This window comes from Streptomyces misionensis, from assembly GCF_900104815.1.
GTDB lineage: Bacteria > Actinomycetota > Actinomycetes > Streptomycetales > Streptomycetaceae > Streptomyces > Streptomyces misionensis.
In genome coordinates, this window is sequence record NZ_FNTD01000004.1 from 4,812,573 (window position 1) to 4,829,134 (window position 16,562).

15 protein-coding genes are annotated in these 16,562 nt (G+C 73.4%); 6 read left to right on the forward strand and 9 right to left on the reverse strand.

From position 1 onward, the window contains the following. The first annotated feature begins 121 nt into the window (after positions 1-121). Positions 122-640 (forward strand): DoxX family protein, encoded by a 519-nt coding sequence (locus tag BLW85_RS23630; protein WP_425275367.1) that lies wholly within the window; start codon positions 122-124, stop codon positions 638-640. Positions 641-806: 166 nt separating this feature from the next. Here the strand turns inward: BLW85_RS23630 and BLW85_RS23635 are convergent, their stop codons facing one another. Further along, a complete protein-coding gene (locus BLW85_RS23635; protein ID WP_070026255.1) occupies positions 807-1,016 on the reverse strand; it encodes a hypothetical protein in 210 nt (69 codons plus the stop codon). Beyond that, on the reverse strand, positions 1,003-2,625 hold the full coding sequence (locus tag BLW85_RS23640) for a PspC domain-containing protein (protein ID WP_074993039.1): 1,623 nt from the start codon (positions 2,623-2,625) through the stop codon (positions 1,003-1,005). Before BLW85_RS23640 ends, BLW85_RS23635 begins: the two co-directional genes overlap by 14 nt. A gap of 221 nt (positions 2,626-2,846) precedes the next feature. Here BLW85_RS23640 and BLW85_RS23645 point away from each other — a divergent pair, with 221 nt between their 5' ends. Together BLW85_RS23645 and BLW85_RS23650 are read left to right on the forward strand one after the other, a co-directional pair. Beyond that, positions 2,847-4,136 carry an ATP-binding protein gene (locus BLW85_RS23645; RefSeq protein ID WP_074996183.1) on the forward strand — a complete coding sequence of 430 codons (1,290 nt, stop codon included), beginning with the start codon at positions 2,847-2,849 and terminating at the stop codon, positions 4,134-4,136. Next, on the forward strand, positions 4,133-4,879 hold the full coding sequence (locus BLW85_RS23650; RefSeq protein WP_070026254.1) for a LuxR C-terminal-related transcriptional regulator: 747 nt from the start codon (positions 4,133-4,135) through the stop codon (positions 4,877-4,879). The genes BLW85_RS23645 and BLW85_RS23650 overlap by 4 nt, the downstream gene beginning before the upstream one ends. Before the next feature lie 38 nt (positions 4,880-4,917). Here the strand turns inward: BLW85_RS23650 and BLW85_RS23655 are convergent, their stop codons facing one another. Further along, positions 4,918-5,985, reverse strand: a complete 1,068-nt coding sequence (locus tag BLW85_RS23655; protein ID WP_074993040.1) for a C40 family peptidase — start codon at positions 5,983-5,985, stop codon at positions 4,918-4,920. A 314-nt stretch (positions 5,986-6,299) separates the two neighbouring features. Between BLW85_RS23655 and BLW85_RS23660 the strand changes: the two genes are divergently transcribed. Beyond that, the gene (locus BLW85_RS23660; RefSeq protein WP_074993041.1) at positions 6,300-6,653 is read left to right on the forward strand and encodes a hypothetical protein; all 354 of its coding nucleotides are present in this window, start codon (positions 6,300-6,302) and stop codon (positions 6,651-6,653) included. Positions 6,654-6,656: 3 nt separating this feature from the next. Here the strand turns inward: BLW85_RS23660 and BLW85_RS40785 are convergent, their stop codons facing one another. Further along, positions 6,657-7,100, reverse strand: a complete 444-nt coding sequence (locus BLW85_RS40785; protein WP_341867949.1) for an SLAC1 family transporter — start codon at positions 7,098-7,100, stop codon at positions 6,657-6,659. A gap of 33 nt (positions 7,101-7,133) precedes the next feature. Continuing rightward, positions 7,134-7,445, reverse strand: coding sequence for a hypothetical protein (locus tag BLW85_RS40790; protein ID WP_244175068.1), 312 nt, complete (start codon positions 7,443-7,445; stop codon positions 7,134-7,136). Positions 7,446-7,647: 202 nt separating this feature from the next. On the opposite strand from BLW85_RS40790, the gene pcrA reads away from it, so the two are divergent. Continuing rightward, on the forward strand, positions 7,648-10,137 hold the full coding sequence (pcrA, locus tag BLW85_RS23675; RefSeq protein WP_070026251.1) for a DNA helicase PcrA: 2,490 nt from the start codon (positions 7,648-7,650) through the stop codon (positions 10,135-10,137). Between the two features lie 40 nt (positions 10,138-10,177). Here pcrA and BLW85_RS23680 read toward each other — a convergent pair whose 3' ends face one another. Next, complete coding sequence (locus BLW85_RS23680; protein ID WP_074993042.1) at positions 10,178-11,623, reverse strand: M23 family metallopeptidase; 1,446 nt, start codon at positions 11,621-11,623, stop codon at positions 10,178-10,180. A 208-nt stretch (positions 11,624-11,831) separates the two neighbouring features. Next, a complete protein-coding gene (locus BLW85_RS23685; RefSeq protein ID WP_074993043.1) occupies positions 11,832-12,686 on the reverse strand; it encodes an esterase/lipase family protein in 855 nt (284 codons plus the stop codon). A gap of 222 nt (positions 12,687-12,908) precedes the next feature. Between BLW85_RS23685 and icmB the strand changes: the two genes are divergently transcribed. Beyond that, the gene (gene icmB, locus BLW85_RS23690; RefSeq protein WP_070026248.1) at positions 12,909-13,331 is read left to right on the forward strand and encodes a coenzyme B12-dependent isobutyryl CoA mutase small subunit; all 423 of its coding nucleotides are present in this window, start codon (positions 12,909-12,911) and stop codon (positions 13,329-13,331) included. A gap of 26 nt (positions 13,332-13,357) precedes the next feature. Here the strand turns inward: icmB and BLW85_RS23695 are convergent, their stop codons facing one another. Both BLW85_RS23695 and BLW85_RS23700 read right to left on the reverse strand, forming a co-directional pair. Next, positions 13,358-15,124 carry a DUF5691 domain-containing protein gene (locus BLW85_RS23695; RefSeq protein WP_244174907.1) on the reverse strand — a complete coding sequence of 589 codons (1,767 nt, stop codon included), beginning with the start codon at positions 15,122-15,124 and terminating at the stop codon, positions 13,358-13,360. Positions 15,125-15,167: 43 nt separating this feature from the next. Beyond that, positions 15,168-16,508 carry an SWIM zinc finger family protein gene (locus BLW85_RS23700; protein ID WP_074993044.1) on the reverse strand — a complete coding sequence of 447 codons (1,341 nt, stop codon included), beginning with the start codon at positions 16,506-16,508 and terminating at the stop codon, positions 15,168-15,170. Positions 16,509-16,562: the final 54 nt, after the last annotated feature.

A 16,562-nucleotide genomic window follows, 5' to 3' on the forward strand; every position in this document is an offset into this window, starting at 1 on the left:
GAAATCCCGAAAAACGCCCAGGGGTGATTGAATCGCTCCTCTCAGTCATACGTATGGTCGGGAGAGCATGCGGAGACAGGCAGGGACGGCGGACGAGAGGCGGCTCGGCAGCATGACCGGTATGCGGATGGACACGCGCACCACCCGACTGAACAGCCCGAACGGCTGGCGGGACACCGCCGCTCACTACGCCCTGCTGCCCCTGCGCGTCTTCCTCGGAGTCACCTTCCTCTACGCCGGTCTGGACAAGATCACCGACAGCGCCTTCATGAAGGCCGCCGGTGCCGGCTCGATCGGCGACATCATGCGCGGGGCACACGAGACCACCGCCGTCCCCGCTCTGGTCGACCTGGCCCTCAAGAGCCCGGTCGGTTTCGGCTACACCATCGCCCTCGGCGAACTGGCCATCGGCATCGCCACCCTGCTCGGCCTGTTCGGCCGGGTGGCCGCGCTGGGCGGCGCACTGATCTCGCTGAGCCTGTGGCTGACCATGAGCTGGGCGACGACCCCCTACTACTACGGCAACGACCTCGCCTATCTGATGGCCTGGCTGCCGCTCGTCCTTGCCGGTGCCCCCTATCTCTCCCTGGACGCCGCCTGGCGCGCCCGCCACCGACGCCGGTCCCTCGGTTACTTCTAGGCCTTCCAGGCCCCAAGGGCTTCCGGGGCCTTCTCGGTTCTCGGGTTGACCCCTGACCCCGTCACTCGGTGGCCGCCGCCCCCAGCGACCGCCCCCTTCCGATGCCACCTCCGGAGTGCGCCCGGGGCCAGCGCGCAGGGCCCCGGGGACCGCCGCCCGCCGCGGTCTAGTCCGCCTCGGCCCCGCCGCGTCCGCGTATCGCCCGGACCACGACGGTCGTGGCCCCGCCCAGGCACAGACCCCCCACCACCAGCGGGACGATCGCGAACCAGGGAGCCCGCCACAGTCCGTTCGCGTCCCCGGCGAACACCACACCGGCGGCCACGAGGAACAGACCGGCGACCAGCTTCCCGGGCCGGAACTCATGACGCAGCACGGTCCACCTCCACCTCTCCCGCCCCGACCTGGAGCGAGAGGTCCAGGGTGCCGCCGTCCGCGCCGCCCTTGACGGGTGACAGCGTCACCTCCCTGTGCCGCTCCGGCTGCACGTCCAAGTCCCTTCCGCTCTGCCCGGGCAACTTGATGTCGCCCACTCCCACCTCGATGTTCATCCGCACCGTCGCGTCGGCCGGCACGATCACCTTCAGCCGGCCCGCACCGATGTGCACGTCCGTGGCGACGGTCTGCCCCTTGGCCAGACGTATCCGGGTCAGGTCCAAGGTGCCCCGGCCGGTGCCCAGTTCGTATCCCGGCCGGAGCTGCGATGCCGAGGTGGGTATCCAGGAGGTCACCCGCCAGTGCGTGGTGATGTCCCCGGGCATCGCCGCCGCCCCCGCGAGCAGCACCGCCGTGATGACCGCCAGGAACACCGTCCCGGCGCCCGTGCGGCCCAGCAGGGCGCTGACCGCGATACCCAGGCCGAAGACGGCCAGCGCACAGGCGAGCCCGGTCTGCAGGCTGTCGCCCAGTGTGTGGGTGTCCCAGGTCAGCCCTGCGCCCAGGCCGCCCGCCAGGAGCGCCAGCAGGAACACCGGGCCGCCGATCCAGCGCGGTCCGCGCGGCTTCGGGGGCGCGGGGCGCGGCGGCCGCACGGCGCCGGGGTGGGTCCAGGGCGTGGCGATGCCGACATCGACGGCCGACAGGAGGTCACCGTCCCGCACGCGGGTGTCGCCGGGACCCCACAGATAGCCGGTGCCGCCGACATGGCTGCCGTCCTTGACGATCGGGTCCCGCCACCAGGAGGGGTAGGCGGTGACCACCGGCGGTGCCTGCGCCTCCGGCGGGGCGTCGGCGGCGGCCTGCGCGGTCAGCGGGTCGGGGTCGGGAGCACCGCGGTGCCTCGACCAGTATCCGGCGCCCGCGAGCAGCAGCGAGAGCACCGCCGCGAAGGCCAGCGTCCCGGTGTTTCCGAGCATGGTCAGGAAGACTCCGCAGCCGACCAGGGCGAACAGCACGGCGGCCAGCGCCTGGCCGTCGACCCGGCCGGTCAGCAGCTTGCGTACCTCGTTCTCCTCCTCGTCCTCGTACGGCACCAGCAGCCAGACGAAGCCGTAGAAGATGAGGCCGAAGCCACCGGTCGCGGACAGGACGGCGAGGGTGATCCGGAATATCACCGGGTCCATGTCGGTCTGCCGAGCGAGCCCCGCGCACACACCCGCGATCAGCTTGTGCCGGCGCTCGCGCCGGAACGGTGCCGGGCTGCCGGCGGAGCCGGCCGCGGGGGCCGACGGATCATGTCGTCCCCCGTTCCCGGCACTCCCCGGCTTCTCGAAGACCCCGGAGACATCGGAGTACTCCGCGGACTCCGCGTCGTTCGCGTTCTCCGTGTCCTCCGCGGTCGTCGCGTCCTTCGCCTTCTCCGAGTTCCTCTGCTCGCCCGTGCCGTCCTCGTTGTCCCTGCCTTCCACGCGGGGGGCGGTGCCGCTCCCGGCCACGCCCCTGTTCTGCGTCGCGGCGGGCGCGGCATCCGTCGGCCCGGTGCCCGGGACCGGGCGCGGGCCGGGGCCGGGTCCCGGACCCGTCGCGGCATGCTCGTGATCCGTCATGCGTCCATGGTGACGGCCGCACCGCCGCCACGGCAGTCGGGACGACCCTGGGCGAACCCTGAAATCGGCCCTGAGACGGGCCGGGGAAGCGTTCGAGCGGCGCGGACCGGCCCGGAAACGGCGCGGGACCAGGCCCCCGGCCTGGCACCGGGGAAGATCAGGGGCGTCTCGGGGGCCGACCCTGATGCCCCGGCCCGGCCGCCCGTGTGACCATCGATGCCATGCCGGAAGCCGCAAGCACGCCCCTCGACGACCCGCGGCCGCCGCGCAAGCTCTACCGCAGCGGCGACGGACGCTGGCTCGGCGGAGTGGCGCGGGGCCTCGCCGGGCATCTCGGGCTGCCCGTCGTCTGGGTCCGGCTCGTGTTCGTCGGCCTGTTCATGGCCAACGGCCTGGGCGCGCTGCTGTACGCGGCGTTCTGGTTCTTCGTGCCGCTCGGTGTCGGCGGCGTCGGCGGGCACCGGCCGTCCCCGGTCGGCACCGAGACCACGCCCGGCGGCCGCCGCAGACTCGTCGCCCGCAAGCCGGACCGCGGTCAGATCGTCGCGCTGCTCCTCATGGTCACCGTGTCCATGGTCTTCGTCAGCAGCGTCGACCTGACCAGTACGGCCAAGGCCTATCTGGTGCCCGCCGTGCTCGTCGCGGCCGGCGTCGCCCTCGTCTGGCGCCAGGCGGACAACGCCCGCCGGGCCCGCTGGGTCGAGGTCGGCCGGCGCCGCCGCACCCTGACGCTGGTGCGCGCGGCCGCCGGTGTCCTGCTCGTCACGGCCGGCGTCTCGGCGATCTTCGTCCTCCAGGGGTCGGCCGCCCACCTCGGCGCCGTGCTCCAGGCCGCGCTCGCCGTCCTCGTCGGCATCACCCTACTCGCCGGCCCCTATCTGATCCGGGTGACGCAGGACCTGTCCGAGGAGCGGTTGATGCGCATCCGCGCCCAGGAGCGCGCGGAGGTCGCCGCGCATGTGCACGACTCCGTGCTGCACACCCTGACCCTGATCCAGCGCAACGCCGACAGTCCGAGCGAGGTCCGCCGCCTCGCCCGTGCCCAGGAGCGGGACCTGCGCACCTGGCTGTACAAGCCGGAGGGCACCGGTAAGGACGAGGCGGACGAGCCGGACACGGTCGCCGAGGCGGTGCGCCGCAGCGCCGCCGAGGTCGAGGACAAGCACGGGGTGCCGATCGAGGTCGTGGTCGTCGGCGACTGCCCGCTGGACGACAGGATCGGGGCACAGATGCAGGCCGCGCGCGAAGCGATGGTGAACGCCGCCAAGTACGGTGGCGAGGGCGGCGCCGTGCAGGTCTACGCCGAGGTCGAGAGCGGATCGGTGTTCGTGTCCGTGCGCGACCGCGGTCCGGGCTTCGACCTCGACTCGATACCCGCCGACCGGATGGGCGTCAGAGAATCGATCATCGGCCGCATGGAGCGCAACGGCGGCACGGCCCGGCTGCGGGCGGTGCCCGGCGGCGGCACGGAGGTCGAGCTGGAGATGGAGAGGGCGGAGAAGACGGCATGAGCGACGCGACCGAGGCGAACGGCACGGCGGGGGCGGCGGAGGCGGCCGGGGCCGGCGGGCTCGGCGACAGCGGTGCGGACGGGCGGCACGTCCGGGTGGTGCTGGTGGACGACCACCGGATGTTCCGCACCGGCGTCCAGGCGGAGATCGGCCGGACCGCCGAGACCGGCGTCGAGGTGGTGGGCGAGGCCGCGGACGTCGACCAGGCGGTCACGGTCATCACCGCGACCCGGCCCGAGGTGGTCCTCCTCGACGTCCATCTGCCCGGCGGCGGTGGTGTCGAGGTGCTGCGCCGGTGCGCCGCGCTGACCGCGGACGCCGAACGACCGGTGCGCTTTTTGGCGCTGTCGGTGTCGGACGCGGCGGAGGACGTGATCGGGGTGATCCGCGGCGGCGCCCGCGGTTACGTCACCAAGACCATCACCGGCACCGACCTGGTGGACTCGATCTTCCGGGTCCAGGAGGGGGACGCGGTCTTCTCGCCGCGGCTGGCCGGGTTCGTCCTGGACGCCTTCGCCTCCACCGACGCCCCGCCTGTGGACGAGGACCTGGACCGTCTCACCCAGCGCGAGCGGGAGGTGCTGCGCCTGATCGCCCGCGGGTACGCGTACAAGGAGATCGCCAAGCAGCTGTTCATCTCGGTGAAGACGGTCGAGTCCCATGTCTCGGCGGTGCTGCGCAAGCTCCAGCTGTCCAACCGTCACGAGCTGACCCGCTGGGCCACCGCGCGCCGTCTGGTCTGACCCCGGGACGGCCGGCCTCCGCGGCGGGCGGCCCGCGCTCACACCACCCGGGTCGCCCCCGCGAACGGCATCTGGTCGATCGGGGCCACGCGTACCGGGGCCGAGGGGTTCGGGGCGTGGATCATCCGGCCGTCGCCGATGTAGAGACCGACATGGCTGACACCGGAGTAGAAGAACACCAGGTCGCCGGGGCGAAGTTCGGAGCGGGAGACGCGCCGGCCGGCGCCGATCTGGGCGTACGTGGTGCGGGGGAGCGACACCCCGGCGGAGCGGTAGGCGGCCTGGACCAGGCCCGAGCAGTCGAAGGCGTTAGGGCCGGTCGCGCCCCATACGTAGGGGCTGCCGAGCTTGGCGAAGGCATAGGCGACGGCCGCCGCCGCGCGGGAGTCGGGAGCGGCGACGGAACCGGCCCGCTCCAGCGCCTGCCGGGCGTCGTCGGCCGACCGGGACGCGCGCTCCGGGGCCCCGGTGCCGTCGCCGGTGCTCTGTCCGCGTTCGCTCGGGGTGAGTCCGGCCAACAGCCGCCGGGCCTCGGCCAGTTTGCCGGTGACGGCCTTCTTCTGCCGTCGCAGCTCGGCCTGGTGCGACCGCAGTGACGTCAGCTCCACGCGGGCGGCGCCGCGCAACCGCTCGATCTGCCGCAGCTGTTGCCGTACCTGGGAGACGGTGGCGGCCTGCCGGTCCCCGGCGCGTTCGGCGAGCGCGGCGGCGTCCAGATACCGGTCGGGGTCGCTGGACAGGGCCAGTTGCCAGGCGGGGGCGATGTCACCGGAGCGGTACTGCGCGGCAGCGAACGAACCGAGCGCGTCCCGGGCGGTGTTCAGGCGCTGCTCCTCGCGGGCGGCCTCGTCCCGCAGCGAGTCGAGCCGGCGCTCGCCCGCGTCCACCGCGTCCTTCGCGCCGTCGTACTTCTGCGTGGCGGTCTCGGCTTCCCGGTACAGCGTGTCCACCCTGGCCTTCACCTGGGCCGGGGTCGGCCGGGGCCCGGCCTGTCCGGTGCCGTCGAAGCCCGTGGTGGTGGCCGCCCCCGCAAGCGCGAGGACGGCGGCCGCCCGGGCCGTGTGTCCGCCGAGCGGGTGCTGCCGTGGCCTGCGGTGCGCTGCCACCTCTGCCGTCACGTCCTTCCGTACGACTCGTGCCCCCGGCGGGGTAGGCCGGGGTGCCTGAGAGGAGGACGTTAGAGCGGACGGTGACAAGCCGGTAACACACTGTGCGGAACTGGCTTCCAGGAAGCGGTTCATGACCGCATGTGACCGCATGAGACGGCCTCGGGCGCATCCTTCACAGAGCGTGGTGATCGAAGTGCGGAAAGTGAGGGAGTGGTGAGCGACAGGGTGCTATGGGACCTGTTCGTGCGGGATGAGCCCTCGGGTGGGGGCGGTGGCGGGCCGCCGCGAGGCGCTGGTTAGGCTCCGGCCCCATGGACGTACTCATCCATCTCTTCGTCGGCCTGCACATCATCGGCATCGCCGCGCTGCTCGGCGGTTTCCTCACCCAGATGAAGGCGATGGGCCAGGGCACGGCCCGGTTCGTGCCCGGGATGCTGCACGGCGCACTGACCATGCTGGTCACCGGCGTGGCCCTGGTCGGCCTCAACCAGGCCCAGGGCGCGCAGATCAACACCATCAAGATCGGTGTGAAGCTGGCGCTGCTGATCGTGATCCTCGGCCTGGTCTACGTCAAGCGTGACGAGGAGCGGGTCGACAAGGCGCAGTTCGGGCTGGTCGGCGCGCTGACCGCGACCAACATCTTCATCGCCGTGCTCTGGACCTGACGGTCAGCGCCCCTCGGCCGCCTCGGCACGGGCCGTGCGCACCGCGTCGGCGACCGCACCGGCGGCCACCAGCAGCCACACCGCCACCCACTCCAGCGCGCGCCCCGGGCCCCTGAGCCAGGGGACGCCCACGGCGGTCGCGACGGACAGGGTCGCCGCCGCCGTCATCCCCAGCGGGAAGACCGTCGCCCAGCGGCGCTCGTCGTAGGAGAGCCGGGGCCGGACCGCCTTGGCGACCAGCAGCACCGCGTACACCGCCAGGCACAGGACGAGCAGGACGACCGTCGTCAGGCGCAGGGCGTCGCGGTCGTCGTCGTTCCACGGGTACAGGCCCGCCGTGTCCCTGGCGGCGAGCAGGCCCGCCCCGGCCAGTGCCGAGATGGCGAGCGCACTGCCCGAGACCCAGTGGTCACCGGCCCCCTCCCACACGGCGTGGCTCGCGCACACCGCCCTGGTGCTGTTCTGGCCGGGGCCGGCGCTCTACGCCCTCGCCCTGTTCCGGTTCGACCCGCGGCAGCTGCCGGCGAGAACGGCGGTCGCGGCGACGGCGGTGAGCGCACCCGGGCTCCGCGCCTCGGTGGCCCAGCGGCGCGGGTCCGTGACCAGCCGCCGGACGAAACCGACGGCCAGCGCGATCCAGATGACGCCCGCCGGCGCCGGCGCTGCCAGGGAGAGGCCCTCGTCGCCGGTCGGATGCAGGACCGTCGACAGGATGCCGGACGCCATCACGGCGGCTCCGGCGGCCGGCGACCGGCCTGCCCACCACGCACGCAGACCTGGGGTGCCGGGCATGCGTACGATGCTAGCCAGGGACCCGGGCCGGGCGAAGCACGCGCGCGGGGACGCGGGACGCGGAAACGCCCATCCGTTCCCGTCCCGACGGTGACCCACGCCTCACCGTGAAGCGCGGGCCGTTCGCCCGATCATCCGCTCCACCGCCGGGTTCCGGAGACCGGGACCGGTTGTCGGTGGGGCGCCCTAGACTCGGAGAGCGATGAGCAGCCTCTTTGACGACAGCTTCCTGGCGGACCTCCAGCCCCCGCGCGGGCACGACGAGGAACCCCCGCCGCCGCCCGAGGACGATCACGCTCCGGAACCCGTTCCGGACGATCTGTTCGGCGGGAAGTTCGACATGCCGCCGGACCGGGACACCCATTACCGCGACGGCGCCCCGCGTCCCCCGCTCGACCCGGCGGCCCTGCTGGAGGGGCTGAACGACAACCAGCGCGCCGCGGTCGTGCACGCCGGCTCCCCGCTGCTCATCGTCGCCGGCGCCGGCTCCGGCAAGACCCGCGTGCTCACCCACCGCATCGCCCACCTGCTCGCCGAGCGCGGTGTGCACCCCGGCCAGATCCTCGCGATCACCTTCACCAACAAGGCCGCGGGCGAGATGAAGGAGCGCGTCGAGCAGCTCGTCGGCCCGCGCGCGAACGCCATGTGGGTGATGACCTTCCACAGCGCGTGCGTGCGCATCCTGCGCCGGGAGAGCAAGAAACTCGGGTTCACGTCGTCGTTCTCGATCTACGACGCCGCCGACAGCAAGCGCCTGATGGCCCTGGTCTGCCGCGACCTGGACCTCGACCCCAAGCGCTTCCCGCCCAAGTCCTTCAGCGCCAAGATCAGCAACCTGAAGAACGAGCTGATCGACGAGGAGGACTTCGCCGCCCAGGCCGCCGACGGCTTCGAGAAGACCCTGGCGCAGGCCTACGCGCTGTACCAGTCGCGGCTGCGCGAGGCCAACGCCCTCGACTTCGACGACCTGATCATGACGACGGTCAACCTGCTGCGCGCCTTCCCGGACGTCGCCGAGCACTACCGCCGCCGCTTCCGGCACGTCCTGGTGGACGAGTACCAGGACACCAACCACGCCCAGTACGCCCTGGTCCGCGAGCTGGTCGGCACCGGCGCCCACGACGAGGACGTACCGCCCGGCGAGTACGACACGCCGCCCGCCGAACTCTGCGTGGTGGGTGACGCGGACCAGTCGATCTACGCCTTCCGCGGTGCGACGATCCGCAACATCCTCCAGTTCGAGGAGGACTACCCGGACGCGACGACGATCCTGCTGGAGCAGAACTACCGCTCCACCCAGACCATCCTGTCCGCCGCCAACGCGGTCATCGAGCGCAACGAGTCCCGCCGCCCGAAGAACCTGTGGACCAACGCGGGCCAGGGCGCGCGGATCACCGGCTATGTCGCCGACACCGAGCACGACGAGGCGCAGTTCGTCGCCGACGAGATAGACCGGCTCACGGACGCGGGCGAGGCACGAGCCGGGGACGTCGCCGTCTTCTACCGCACCAACGCGCAGTCCCGTGTCTTCGAAGAGGTCTTCATCCGCGTCGGCCTGCCCTACAAGGTCGTCGGCGGCGTCCGCTTCTACGAGCGCAAGGAGGTCCGGGACGTCCTCGCCTACCTGCGCGTCCTCGCCAACCCCGAGGACTCGGTGCCGCTGCGCCGCATCCTCAACGTGCCCAAGCGGGGCATCGGCGAACGCGCGGAGGCGATGATCGACGCTCTCGCCCAGCGCGAGAAGATCAGCTTCCCGCAGGCGCTCAAGCGGGTGGACGAGGCGTACGGCATGGCCGCCCGCTCCACCAACGCGGTCAAACGCTTCAACACGCTGATGGAGGACCTGCGCACCATCGTGGAGTCCGGCGCCGGACCGGCCACCGTCCTGGAGGCCATACTCGAACGCACCGGCTATCTGGCCGAGTTGCAGAACTCGACCGACCCGCAGGACGAGACCCGCATCGAGAACCTCCAGGAACTCGCCGCCGTCGCCCTGGAGTTCGAGCAGGAGCGCGGCGAGGGCGAAGCGGCGTCGGGCGGCACGCTGGCCGACTTCCTGGAGCAGGTCGCCCTGGTCGCCGACTCCGACCAGATCCCCGACGAGGAGGACGGCGACGGCGTCATCACCCTGATGACCCTGCACACCGCCAAGGGCCTCGAGTTCCCGGTCGTGTTCCTGACCGGCATGGAGGACGGCGTCTTCCCGCACATGCGCGCCCTCGGCCAGGTCAAGGAGCTGGAGGAGGAACGGCGGCTGGCCTATGTGGGCATCACCCGGGCGCGGGAGCGGCTGTACCTGACGCGGTCCGCGATGCGCAGCGCCTGGGGGCAGCCGTCGTACAACCCGCCCTCCCGCTTCCTGGAGGAGATCCCGGCGACCCACGTTGACTGGAAGCGCACGGGCGCGACGGCACCGATGTCCTCCGGGCCGGTGTCCGGGGTCGCGGCCTCGCTGTCGTCGTCGCGTTCGCGCTCCTCCGCATCGGGCGCGTCCGGTTTCGCCACGCGGCGGACCGCGGAGAAGCCGGTGGTCGCGCTGTCCGTCGGAGACCGGGTGACGCACGACCAGTTCGGGCTCGGCACCGTCGTCGGGGTCAAGGGCACGGGCGCCAACGCGGAGGCCACGATCGACTTCGGCGACACCAAGCCGAAGCGGCTGCTGCTGCGGTACGCGCCGGTGGAGAAGCTGTAGCACCGGTGAGGCCCTCGCTGGACGGCGAGGGCCTCACCGCTCAGGTCGGATCGAGACCGTGGCTCCGCAGCCAGGGCAGCGGGTCGATCGCCGCGCCGCCCGCGGGCCGTACCTCGAAGTGCAGGTGCGGGCCAGTGGAGTTGCCGGAGTTGCCGGAGTAGGCGATCGGCTCGCCGGCCTTCACGGTGGTACCGGGGGAGACGCGGTAGCTGGACAGGTGGCAGTACCAGGTCTCCGTGCCGTCCTTCGCGGTCAGGATCATCATGTTGCCGTAGGCGCTGTTCCACTTGGTGGAGACGGTGCCGTCGGTCGCCGCCATCACCGTGGTGCCGTACGAGACCGGGAAGTCGATGCCGGTGTGCACGGACATCCAGTTGACGCCCGCCTGCCCGAAGTAGGCGCTCAGTCCCCGCTGGGTGACCGGCAGCGCGAACTTGGGGCGCAGCCGCTCCTTCAGTGCGGCCTCCGCGGCGGCCTTCTTCTTCTCCAGGTCCTGCTGCGCCTTGAGGTCGATCCGCTCCTGGGTGCGGCTCGCCCGGTCGGCGAAGTCGTCGGCACCGGCCGACAGGGTCCTGAGCTGGCTGTCCAGCTTGCTGTTGGCCACCGACGGCTGGACCGCGTGTGCGTCCGAGGCGCTGGCGGTGGTCTCCGTGCCGCCGTCGTCGTGCAGGGCGTTGACGGAGGCCGCGGCGATCCCGGCGACCCCCATCACACAGACCGAGGGCACGGCGACGGTCAGCAGCGCGGAGCGCTTGGCGGGCGTACGACGCCGGGAACGCGCCCCGGCCCGTGAGCCGGCGCGCCCCACCGGAGCCGGGATGGTCTCCTCGCGCTGCTCCAACGGGTCCGGTTCGGTGGCGGGTTCCCCGGCGACGGCCAGGTCGCCGAGCCCCTCGAAGGTCGCGGTCTCCTGCTGGTCGAACGGTACGGCGTCCGGTTCGGCGACGGCCGGCGCGACCGGGTCGGCGCAGTTCCACTGCGTGGCGTCGTAGGCGCCCGTGTCGAAGGCCTGGGCGTCCCACTCCCACTGCCGGGTGGCGTCGGCACCGCCCTGGCCGGGGTGCAGCCAGGCGTTCGCGTCCCACTGGCCGCTTGTGCCGTTGCCGGTGGCCTGCGCGGGGAACGACCAGGCGGTGGTGTCGTAGCCGCCGGTGTCATAGCCGCCGGTGTCGTAGCCGTTCTGGTGCTGGGCCGGATAGGCGCCGTACGCGTGGGTCTGGCCCGTGTCCATGCCGGACTGCCATTGGCCAGTGGCATATTCACCCGTGGTCTGGTGGCCGCCCGGCGGACCGCCGAAGAGCGGATCGCCGTGGAAATCGGGGGCGGGGACGGAACCGCTGGTGAAACCGGTGGCGTCATAGCCGCCGTACGTGGTGAAGTCGCCGTAGGTGGCTTCCGGGGTGCCGTACGGCGCGGGGGGTGCAGCGGAGGCGTCGGAAGCCGGGGCCGGGGCAGGCATCGTCCCCGACGGGTGACGGTCGTTCACCAACTTCTCTTTCGCCTCGACAACAGGGGCTGCCAGAGCAGTGCGGCGACTGTACCCGGCGGTCCGTGGGCGCGACAATCTTCCGCCGGTTTCGCGGCGGCCGGAAACGGGCAATCGGCGCCGTTTCGGGGGACGCCAGGCCTGAAGTTGGCTTTCTGTTCGATGTACGTTCGATGTCAGAGGGCTGTGTGGCGGTGCCGCGCGGGCCTCAGGCCACGGTCAGGCCGTTCGCGAACCGGCCCCCGGGGCGGGGTGCGTCCAGCGCCTCGCGTATCCCGGCCGCCACGGTGGGATGCACCGGCAGGGCGAGGTGGCCGATGCCGGTCACCCGTATGTTCCGCGCGTCGAGGTCGGGGTGCTCCAGGCAGGCCGTCTCCAGCGGGTTCATCAGCGGGTCCAGGTCACTCCAGAAGCTGACGAACCGGGTGCGGCAGCCGGGTGCGGGCCGTCCCAGTTCCTCGATGACCGCCGAACCCGGCCGCATCTGGCGCACGATCGGGTGGGCGTCGGCCAGGAGGGGCGCCACCCGGGTGCCCGCGTGCGGGGTGCCGAGGGTGACCAGCGTGCGCACCCGCAGGTCACCGCCCAGACACTGCACGTAGTACCGCGCGATGAGGCCGCCGAGGCTGTGCCCGACGATGTCCACCCGGGCGCTGCCCAGGCGTTCGCATATCTCCTCCACATGCCGGCCGAGCAGTTCGGCAGCGGCGCGGATGTCGCAGGTCAGCGGGGAGTAGTTGAGCGATTCCACCCGCTGTCCGCCGTGCTGGGCCAGGCTGCGGCGCAGCAGCACGAACACCGAGCGGTTGTCGATGAAACCGTGCAGCAGCACCACCGGGGGGCCGGGCCGGACGGGCAGCCGCGCGGTTCCGCCGGCCACCGGCGGTATCGGGGCGGGGCGCTCTTGCAGCAGACCGGTCGGGTAGAGCAGCAGGTGTCCGGCGAGGACGGCGGCGTCCAGCGCGGTCGCCTTCAGCAGCGTCATGGACACCCCGGCCAGCCTGCCGGGCCACAGCCTGCGGCAGTACGGGAAGAAGAGCGGCACTACTCCGGTGACCTTCATGGTCGACCTCCCGTCGGCACACGGGAGACGGCTCCGTACCCCGTGTGCCTACATGTCCCACTCTGTGAGTTCCCCGTCGTCGCACGCCGTAAAACCGCCGGTTGCGGGATGCTGGAGGTAACGCTCGTTCACTTCGCGACGGGTGGCGGGCCGCACCGGGGGTGCGGTACTTGTCGATACGGCGGAGGCGCTCGCCTTCGTGCTCGGGTGATGGAGGCAGTGATGGGTGTGGCAACCGGTCCGATCCGCGTGGTGGTCGCCAAGCCGGGTCTCGACGGCCACGACCGCGGGGCCAAGGTCATCGCGCGCGCCCTGCGCGACGCCGGGATGGAGGTCATCTACACCGGCCTCCACCAGACGCCGGAGCAGATCGTCGACACCGCTCTCCAGGAGGACGCCGACGCCATCGGACTGTCCATCTTGTCCGGCGCGCACAACACCCTGTTCGCCGCGGTCATCGACCTGCTCAAGGAGCGTGACGCCGAGGACATCCTCGTCTTCGGCGGCGGCATCATCCCGGAGGAGGACATCGCACCGCTGAAGGAGAAGGGCGTCGCGGAGATCTTCACCCCGGGGGCGACGACCGCGTCGATCGTGGAGTGGGTGCGGGAGCACGTCGCCCAGCCGGCGGCCTCCGGGGGCTGAACCGGGGGCGCGCGGCGGCACGGCCGTCATGGTGCCGGGCGCGGGGACCGGTCTTCCCCGGCGGTGGCGTCGTGTTCCCCGGCCCCGGAGCCGGAGGGCGGTGAGCGGAGTTCCTCCGCCTCGGAGACGGCGGCCGGCCCCGGCCGGTGCTCCGGCGCACCGGCGGTGTCCTTCGGTGACAGCTCGTCGGCCATCGCCGCCCGCAGCCGCAGCGTGGTGACGAGCCGCTGGAACGCCTCGGCCCAGTAACCCCCGGCGCCCGGCGCCGCGTCCTCCCGCTCGTCGGGCGCCGCGAGCAGCGCCTGCAGCCGGGCGGCCTCCGCCGGGTCCAGACAGCGCTCCGCGAGCCCCATCACCCCGCTGAAGCTCCACGGATAACTCCCCGCGTCCCGCGCGATGTTGAGGGCGTCCACCACGGCCCGGCCCAGCGGCGCCGCCCAGGGCACCCCGCACACGCCGAGCAGCTGGAACGCCTCCGACAGTCCGTGCGTCGCGATGAACCCGGCGACCCACTCGGCCCGTTCGCCAGGGTCCAGCGTGGCCAGCAGCTTGGCGCGCTCGGCCAGGGACACCGCGCCCGGACCGCCCGCCTCCGGGGCCGACGGCGAGCCGAGCAGCGCCCGCGCCCACACGGCGTCCCGCTGCCGCACCGCCGCCCGGCACCAGGCCGCGTGCAGCTCGCCCTGCCAGTCGTCCGCCACGGGCAGCGCCACGATCTGCGACGCCGTCCGCCCGCCGAGCCGGTCCGGCCAGGTGCGCAGCGGCGCGGCCTCCACCAACTGGCCCAGCCACCAGGACCGTTCCCCCCGGCCCGCGGGCGGGGTGGCCACCACGCCGTCGCGCTCCATGCCGGAGTCGCACTCGTGCGGCGCCTCCACCGTGATCACCGGCGCGCCGCCCGTCCGGTCCAGGGCCACGCACGCCGACGCCCGTACGGCCATGCGCGCGGCCAGCGCCGAGTCCGGCAGCGCCGACAGCAGTTCCGCCGCCGTTGCCCGGACGTTGCGGCTGCGGTCGCCCAGTGCCTTCTCCAGGAACGGCTCGTCCGCGGCGGACAGGCCGGCGCGCAGCGAGTCCAGGAACATCAGGCGGTCCTCGGCCCGCTCCGTCGGCCAGGTCCCGGCCAGCAGTTCGCGGGCGAGCGCGGGGGTGCGGGAGCGCAGCGCGCCCAGCAGGGCCACCCGCTCGGCGAACAGCCCCTCCTGCCACAGCCTGTGTACCGCCTCCTCGTTCCCGGGCTCCGGCAGCGCCGTGCCGCCGGGGGCCGAGCGCAGGGCGAACCGCCAGTCGGGGTTGAACCGGGCCAGCCACAGCGCCCGGGGCCCCGCGAACGCCAGCGCGGCCGGGCGCAGGTCGGTACGGCCCCGGGCCGCGTCCAGCAGCGCGGGGAGCGCCTGCGCGGGGGCCGCGTACCCGTGCGCGTTGGCCGCCGCGAGCCACTGCGGGAGCAGCTCCGTCAGGTCCGGGGAACTGCCCCGGCGACCGCCGCCGGACGCGCCGCCGGCCCGGTCGGCCAGCAGCATGGCCAGCCTGCGGGCCGCCGCCGCGGGCAGCGCGGGGCGGGGATCGCCGGGCGCCCGCTCCGGGCGCCGTCCCGCCCGCGCGGGACGCAGTCCGGCCCGGCGCCGCACGGTGATCTCGGCGGCGGCGTCCAGCAGCGCGACGGGGGCCGGGCGGCCGGGTGCGAGCCGCGCGGGAGGACGCCGGTCGGTGCCGAGGAGGGCGGCGGTGACCAGGTCCTCCCAGGCGCCGGCGGGGGACGCGCCGCTGCCGTCGGTGGTGTTGCCGTTCATCGGGGTGCCTTCCCTTCGCGTGCGTGCGGATGTGCCGGGGCGGTCAGCACAGGGCCACCGCCTCCCGCGCGCCCTCCGGCCAGGCCGTGAGCGGGGTGAAGCCGCGGTGGCCGCATTCGCCGAAGACCGTGACGGGGGCGCCGCCGGACAGGGCGAGCAGGCGCCACGGACCGGGTCGGGAGCGGTTGGTCCGGGTCAGCGGCAGGGCCGAGTCCCCCTCGGCGTCGGCCAGTTGCCACCGCTCGCCGTCCGGGACCGGGACGACCCGCTCCAGCGTCACCGGGACCGACTCCAGCCAGGGATCCTGGCGCAGGGCCGTGCCGTACCGCGCCACCGCCTCGGCCGTGGTCACGCCCGACGGACGGAACCCGGCCGGTGCGGGCGCGGCGAACCGCTCGCCCAGCGCGGCCCGGGACTGACCGGCGCCGGGGTATCCGGACAGCTCGGCGTCAAGGACGAGGCCGACGGGCAGGGACAGCTCCGGCGCCCGGCCGCCCGCGCCGTAGGACAGCACCAGGCGGGTGCGGCCCGACTCGGCGCCGTACAGCCAGATCCGGCGGGTCGTCAGTTTCGCGTCCGCCGAGTCGTACTGGGCGAGGACCAGCCAGCGGTCGCGCTCGGCCGGACCGTCCGCCGCGGCGGGCAGGCCGATCCGGGAGCGGACGGTGGCCGCCAGGGGCTCCGGCAGCCGGTCCCGGCGCAGCCAGCCCTGGTCGAGCAGGTGCAGCAGCGCGCACTCCTCGAGCAGCCGCGCCGGCCAGCCCGCGCCGGAGCCGGGTATCGCGCCCAGTTCCCGCACCCGGGCGGCCAGTCCGGGCGCCTGGGCGTCGACCATGCGGGCCGCCGTCTCCTCCCACATTCCGTACCCCGCCTGTTCGGCCGGGGCGAGGCCGCCGCGCAGCAGGTCGGCCAGGCGCCGCTCCAGTTCGGTCGCGCCCGCCGTGACCCGTTCGGCCCGGCGCTCGGCCCGGCGCCGCGCCGCCTCCGGATCGGCGGCCGGGGCGCCCTCGCCGGCCTCCGTCCGCTTCTTCTCCGCGCGCCCGCGCCGCTCCGCGAGCCACTGCCCGGCCCAGTCCGGCGGCGCGGCGCAGGCCGGCACCGAGCCGTCGTCGCCCGCCCACAGCAGGAGCAGCCCGAGCGCGTGCTTGCACGGGAACTTACGGCTCGGGCAACTGCACCGGTACGCCGGTCCGGTGAGGTCGACCACCGTCTGGTACGGCTTGCTGCCGCTGCCCTTGCACAGCCCCCACACCGCCTCCGTCCCGCTTCCCGCCCCGGACCACGGACCCGCCGTGCCGAGCTTGCCGCCCGCTTTGCGTGACGCGGCGTCAGGCGCCAGTGCCAGCACCTGGTCCGCGGTCCAGCGCACCCCCTGCTCAGTCATGCGAACGACGGTAGGACCCGCCACTGACAATCGGCCCGGCGAGCGCGTTCCTGC

Bases quoted from the DNA above. Each gene is read 5' to 3' on its own strand.
- BLW85_RS23630 (WP_425275367.1), top strand. From the start codon at position 122: ATGCGGATGGACACGCGCACCACCCGACTGAACAGCCCGAACGGCTGG.
- BLW85_RS23640 (WP_074993039.1), bottom strand. From the start codon at position 2,625: ATGACGGATCACGAGCATGCCGCGACGGGTCCGGGACCCGGCCCCGGC.
- BLW85_RS23645 (WP_074996183.1), top strand. From the start codon at position 2,847: ATGCCGGAAGCCGCAAGCACGCCCCTCGACGACCCGCGGCCGCCGCGC.
- BLW85_RS23650 (WP_070026254.1), top strand. From the start codon at position 4,133: ATGAGCGACGCGACCGAGGCGAACGGCACGGCGGGGGCGGCGGAGGCG.
- BLW85_RS23660 (WP_074993041.1), top strand. From the start codon at position 6,300: ATGGACGTACTCATCCATCTCTTCGTCGGCCTGCACATCATCGGCATC.
- BLW85_RS40790 (WP_244175068.1), bottom strand. From the start codon at position 7,445: ATGCCCGGCACCCCAGGTCTGCGTGCGTGGTGGGCAGGCCGGTCGCCG.
- pcrA (WP_070026251.1), top strand. From the start codon at position 7,648: ATGAGCAGCCTCTTTGACGACAGCTTCCTGGCGGACCTCCAGCCCCCG.
- BLW85_RS23685 (WP_074993043.1), bottom strand. From the start codon at position 12,686: ATGAAGGTCACCGGAGTAGTGCCGCTCTTCTTCCCGTACTGCCGCAGG.
- icmB (WP_070026248.1), top strand. From the start codon at position 12,909: ATGGGTGTGGCAACCGGTCCGATCCGCGTGGTGGTCGCCAAGCCGGGT.
- BLW85_RS23695 (WP_244174907.1), bottom strand. From the start codon at position 15,124: ATGAACGGCAACACCACCGACGGCAGCGGCGCGTCCCCCGCCGGCGCC.
- BLW85_RS23700 (WP_074993044.1), bottom strand. From the start codon at position 16,508: ATGACTGAGCAGGGGGTGCGCTGGACCGCGGACCAGGTGCTGGCACTG.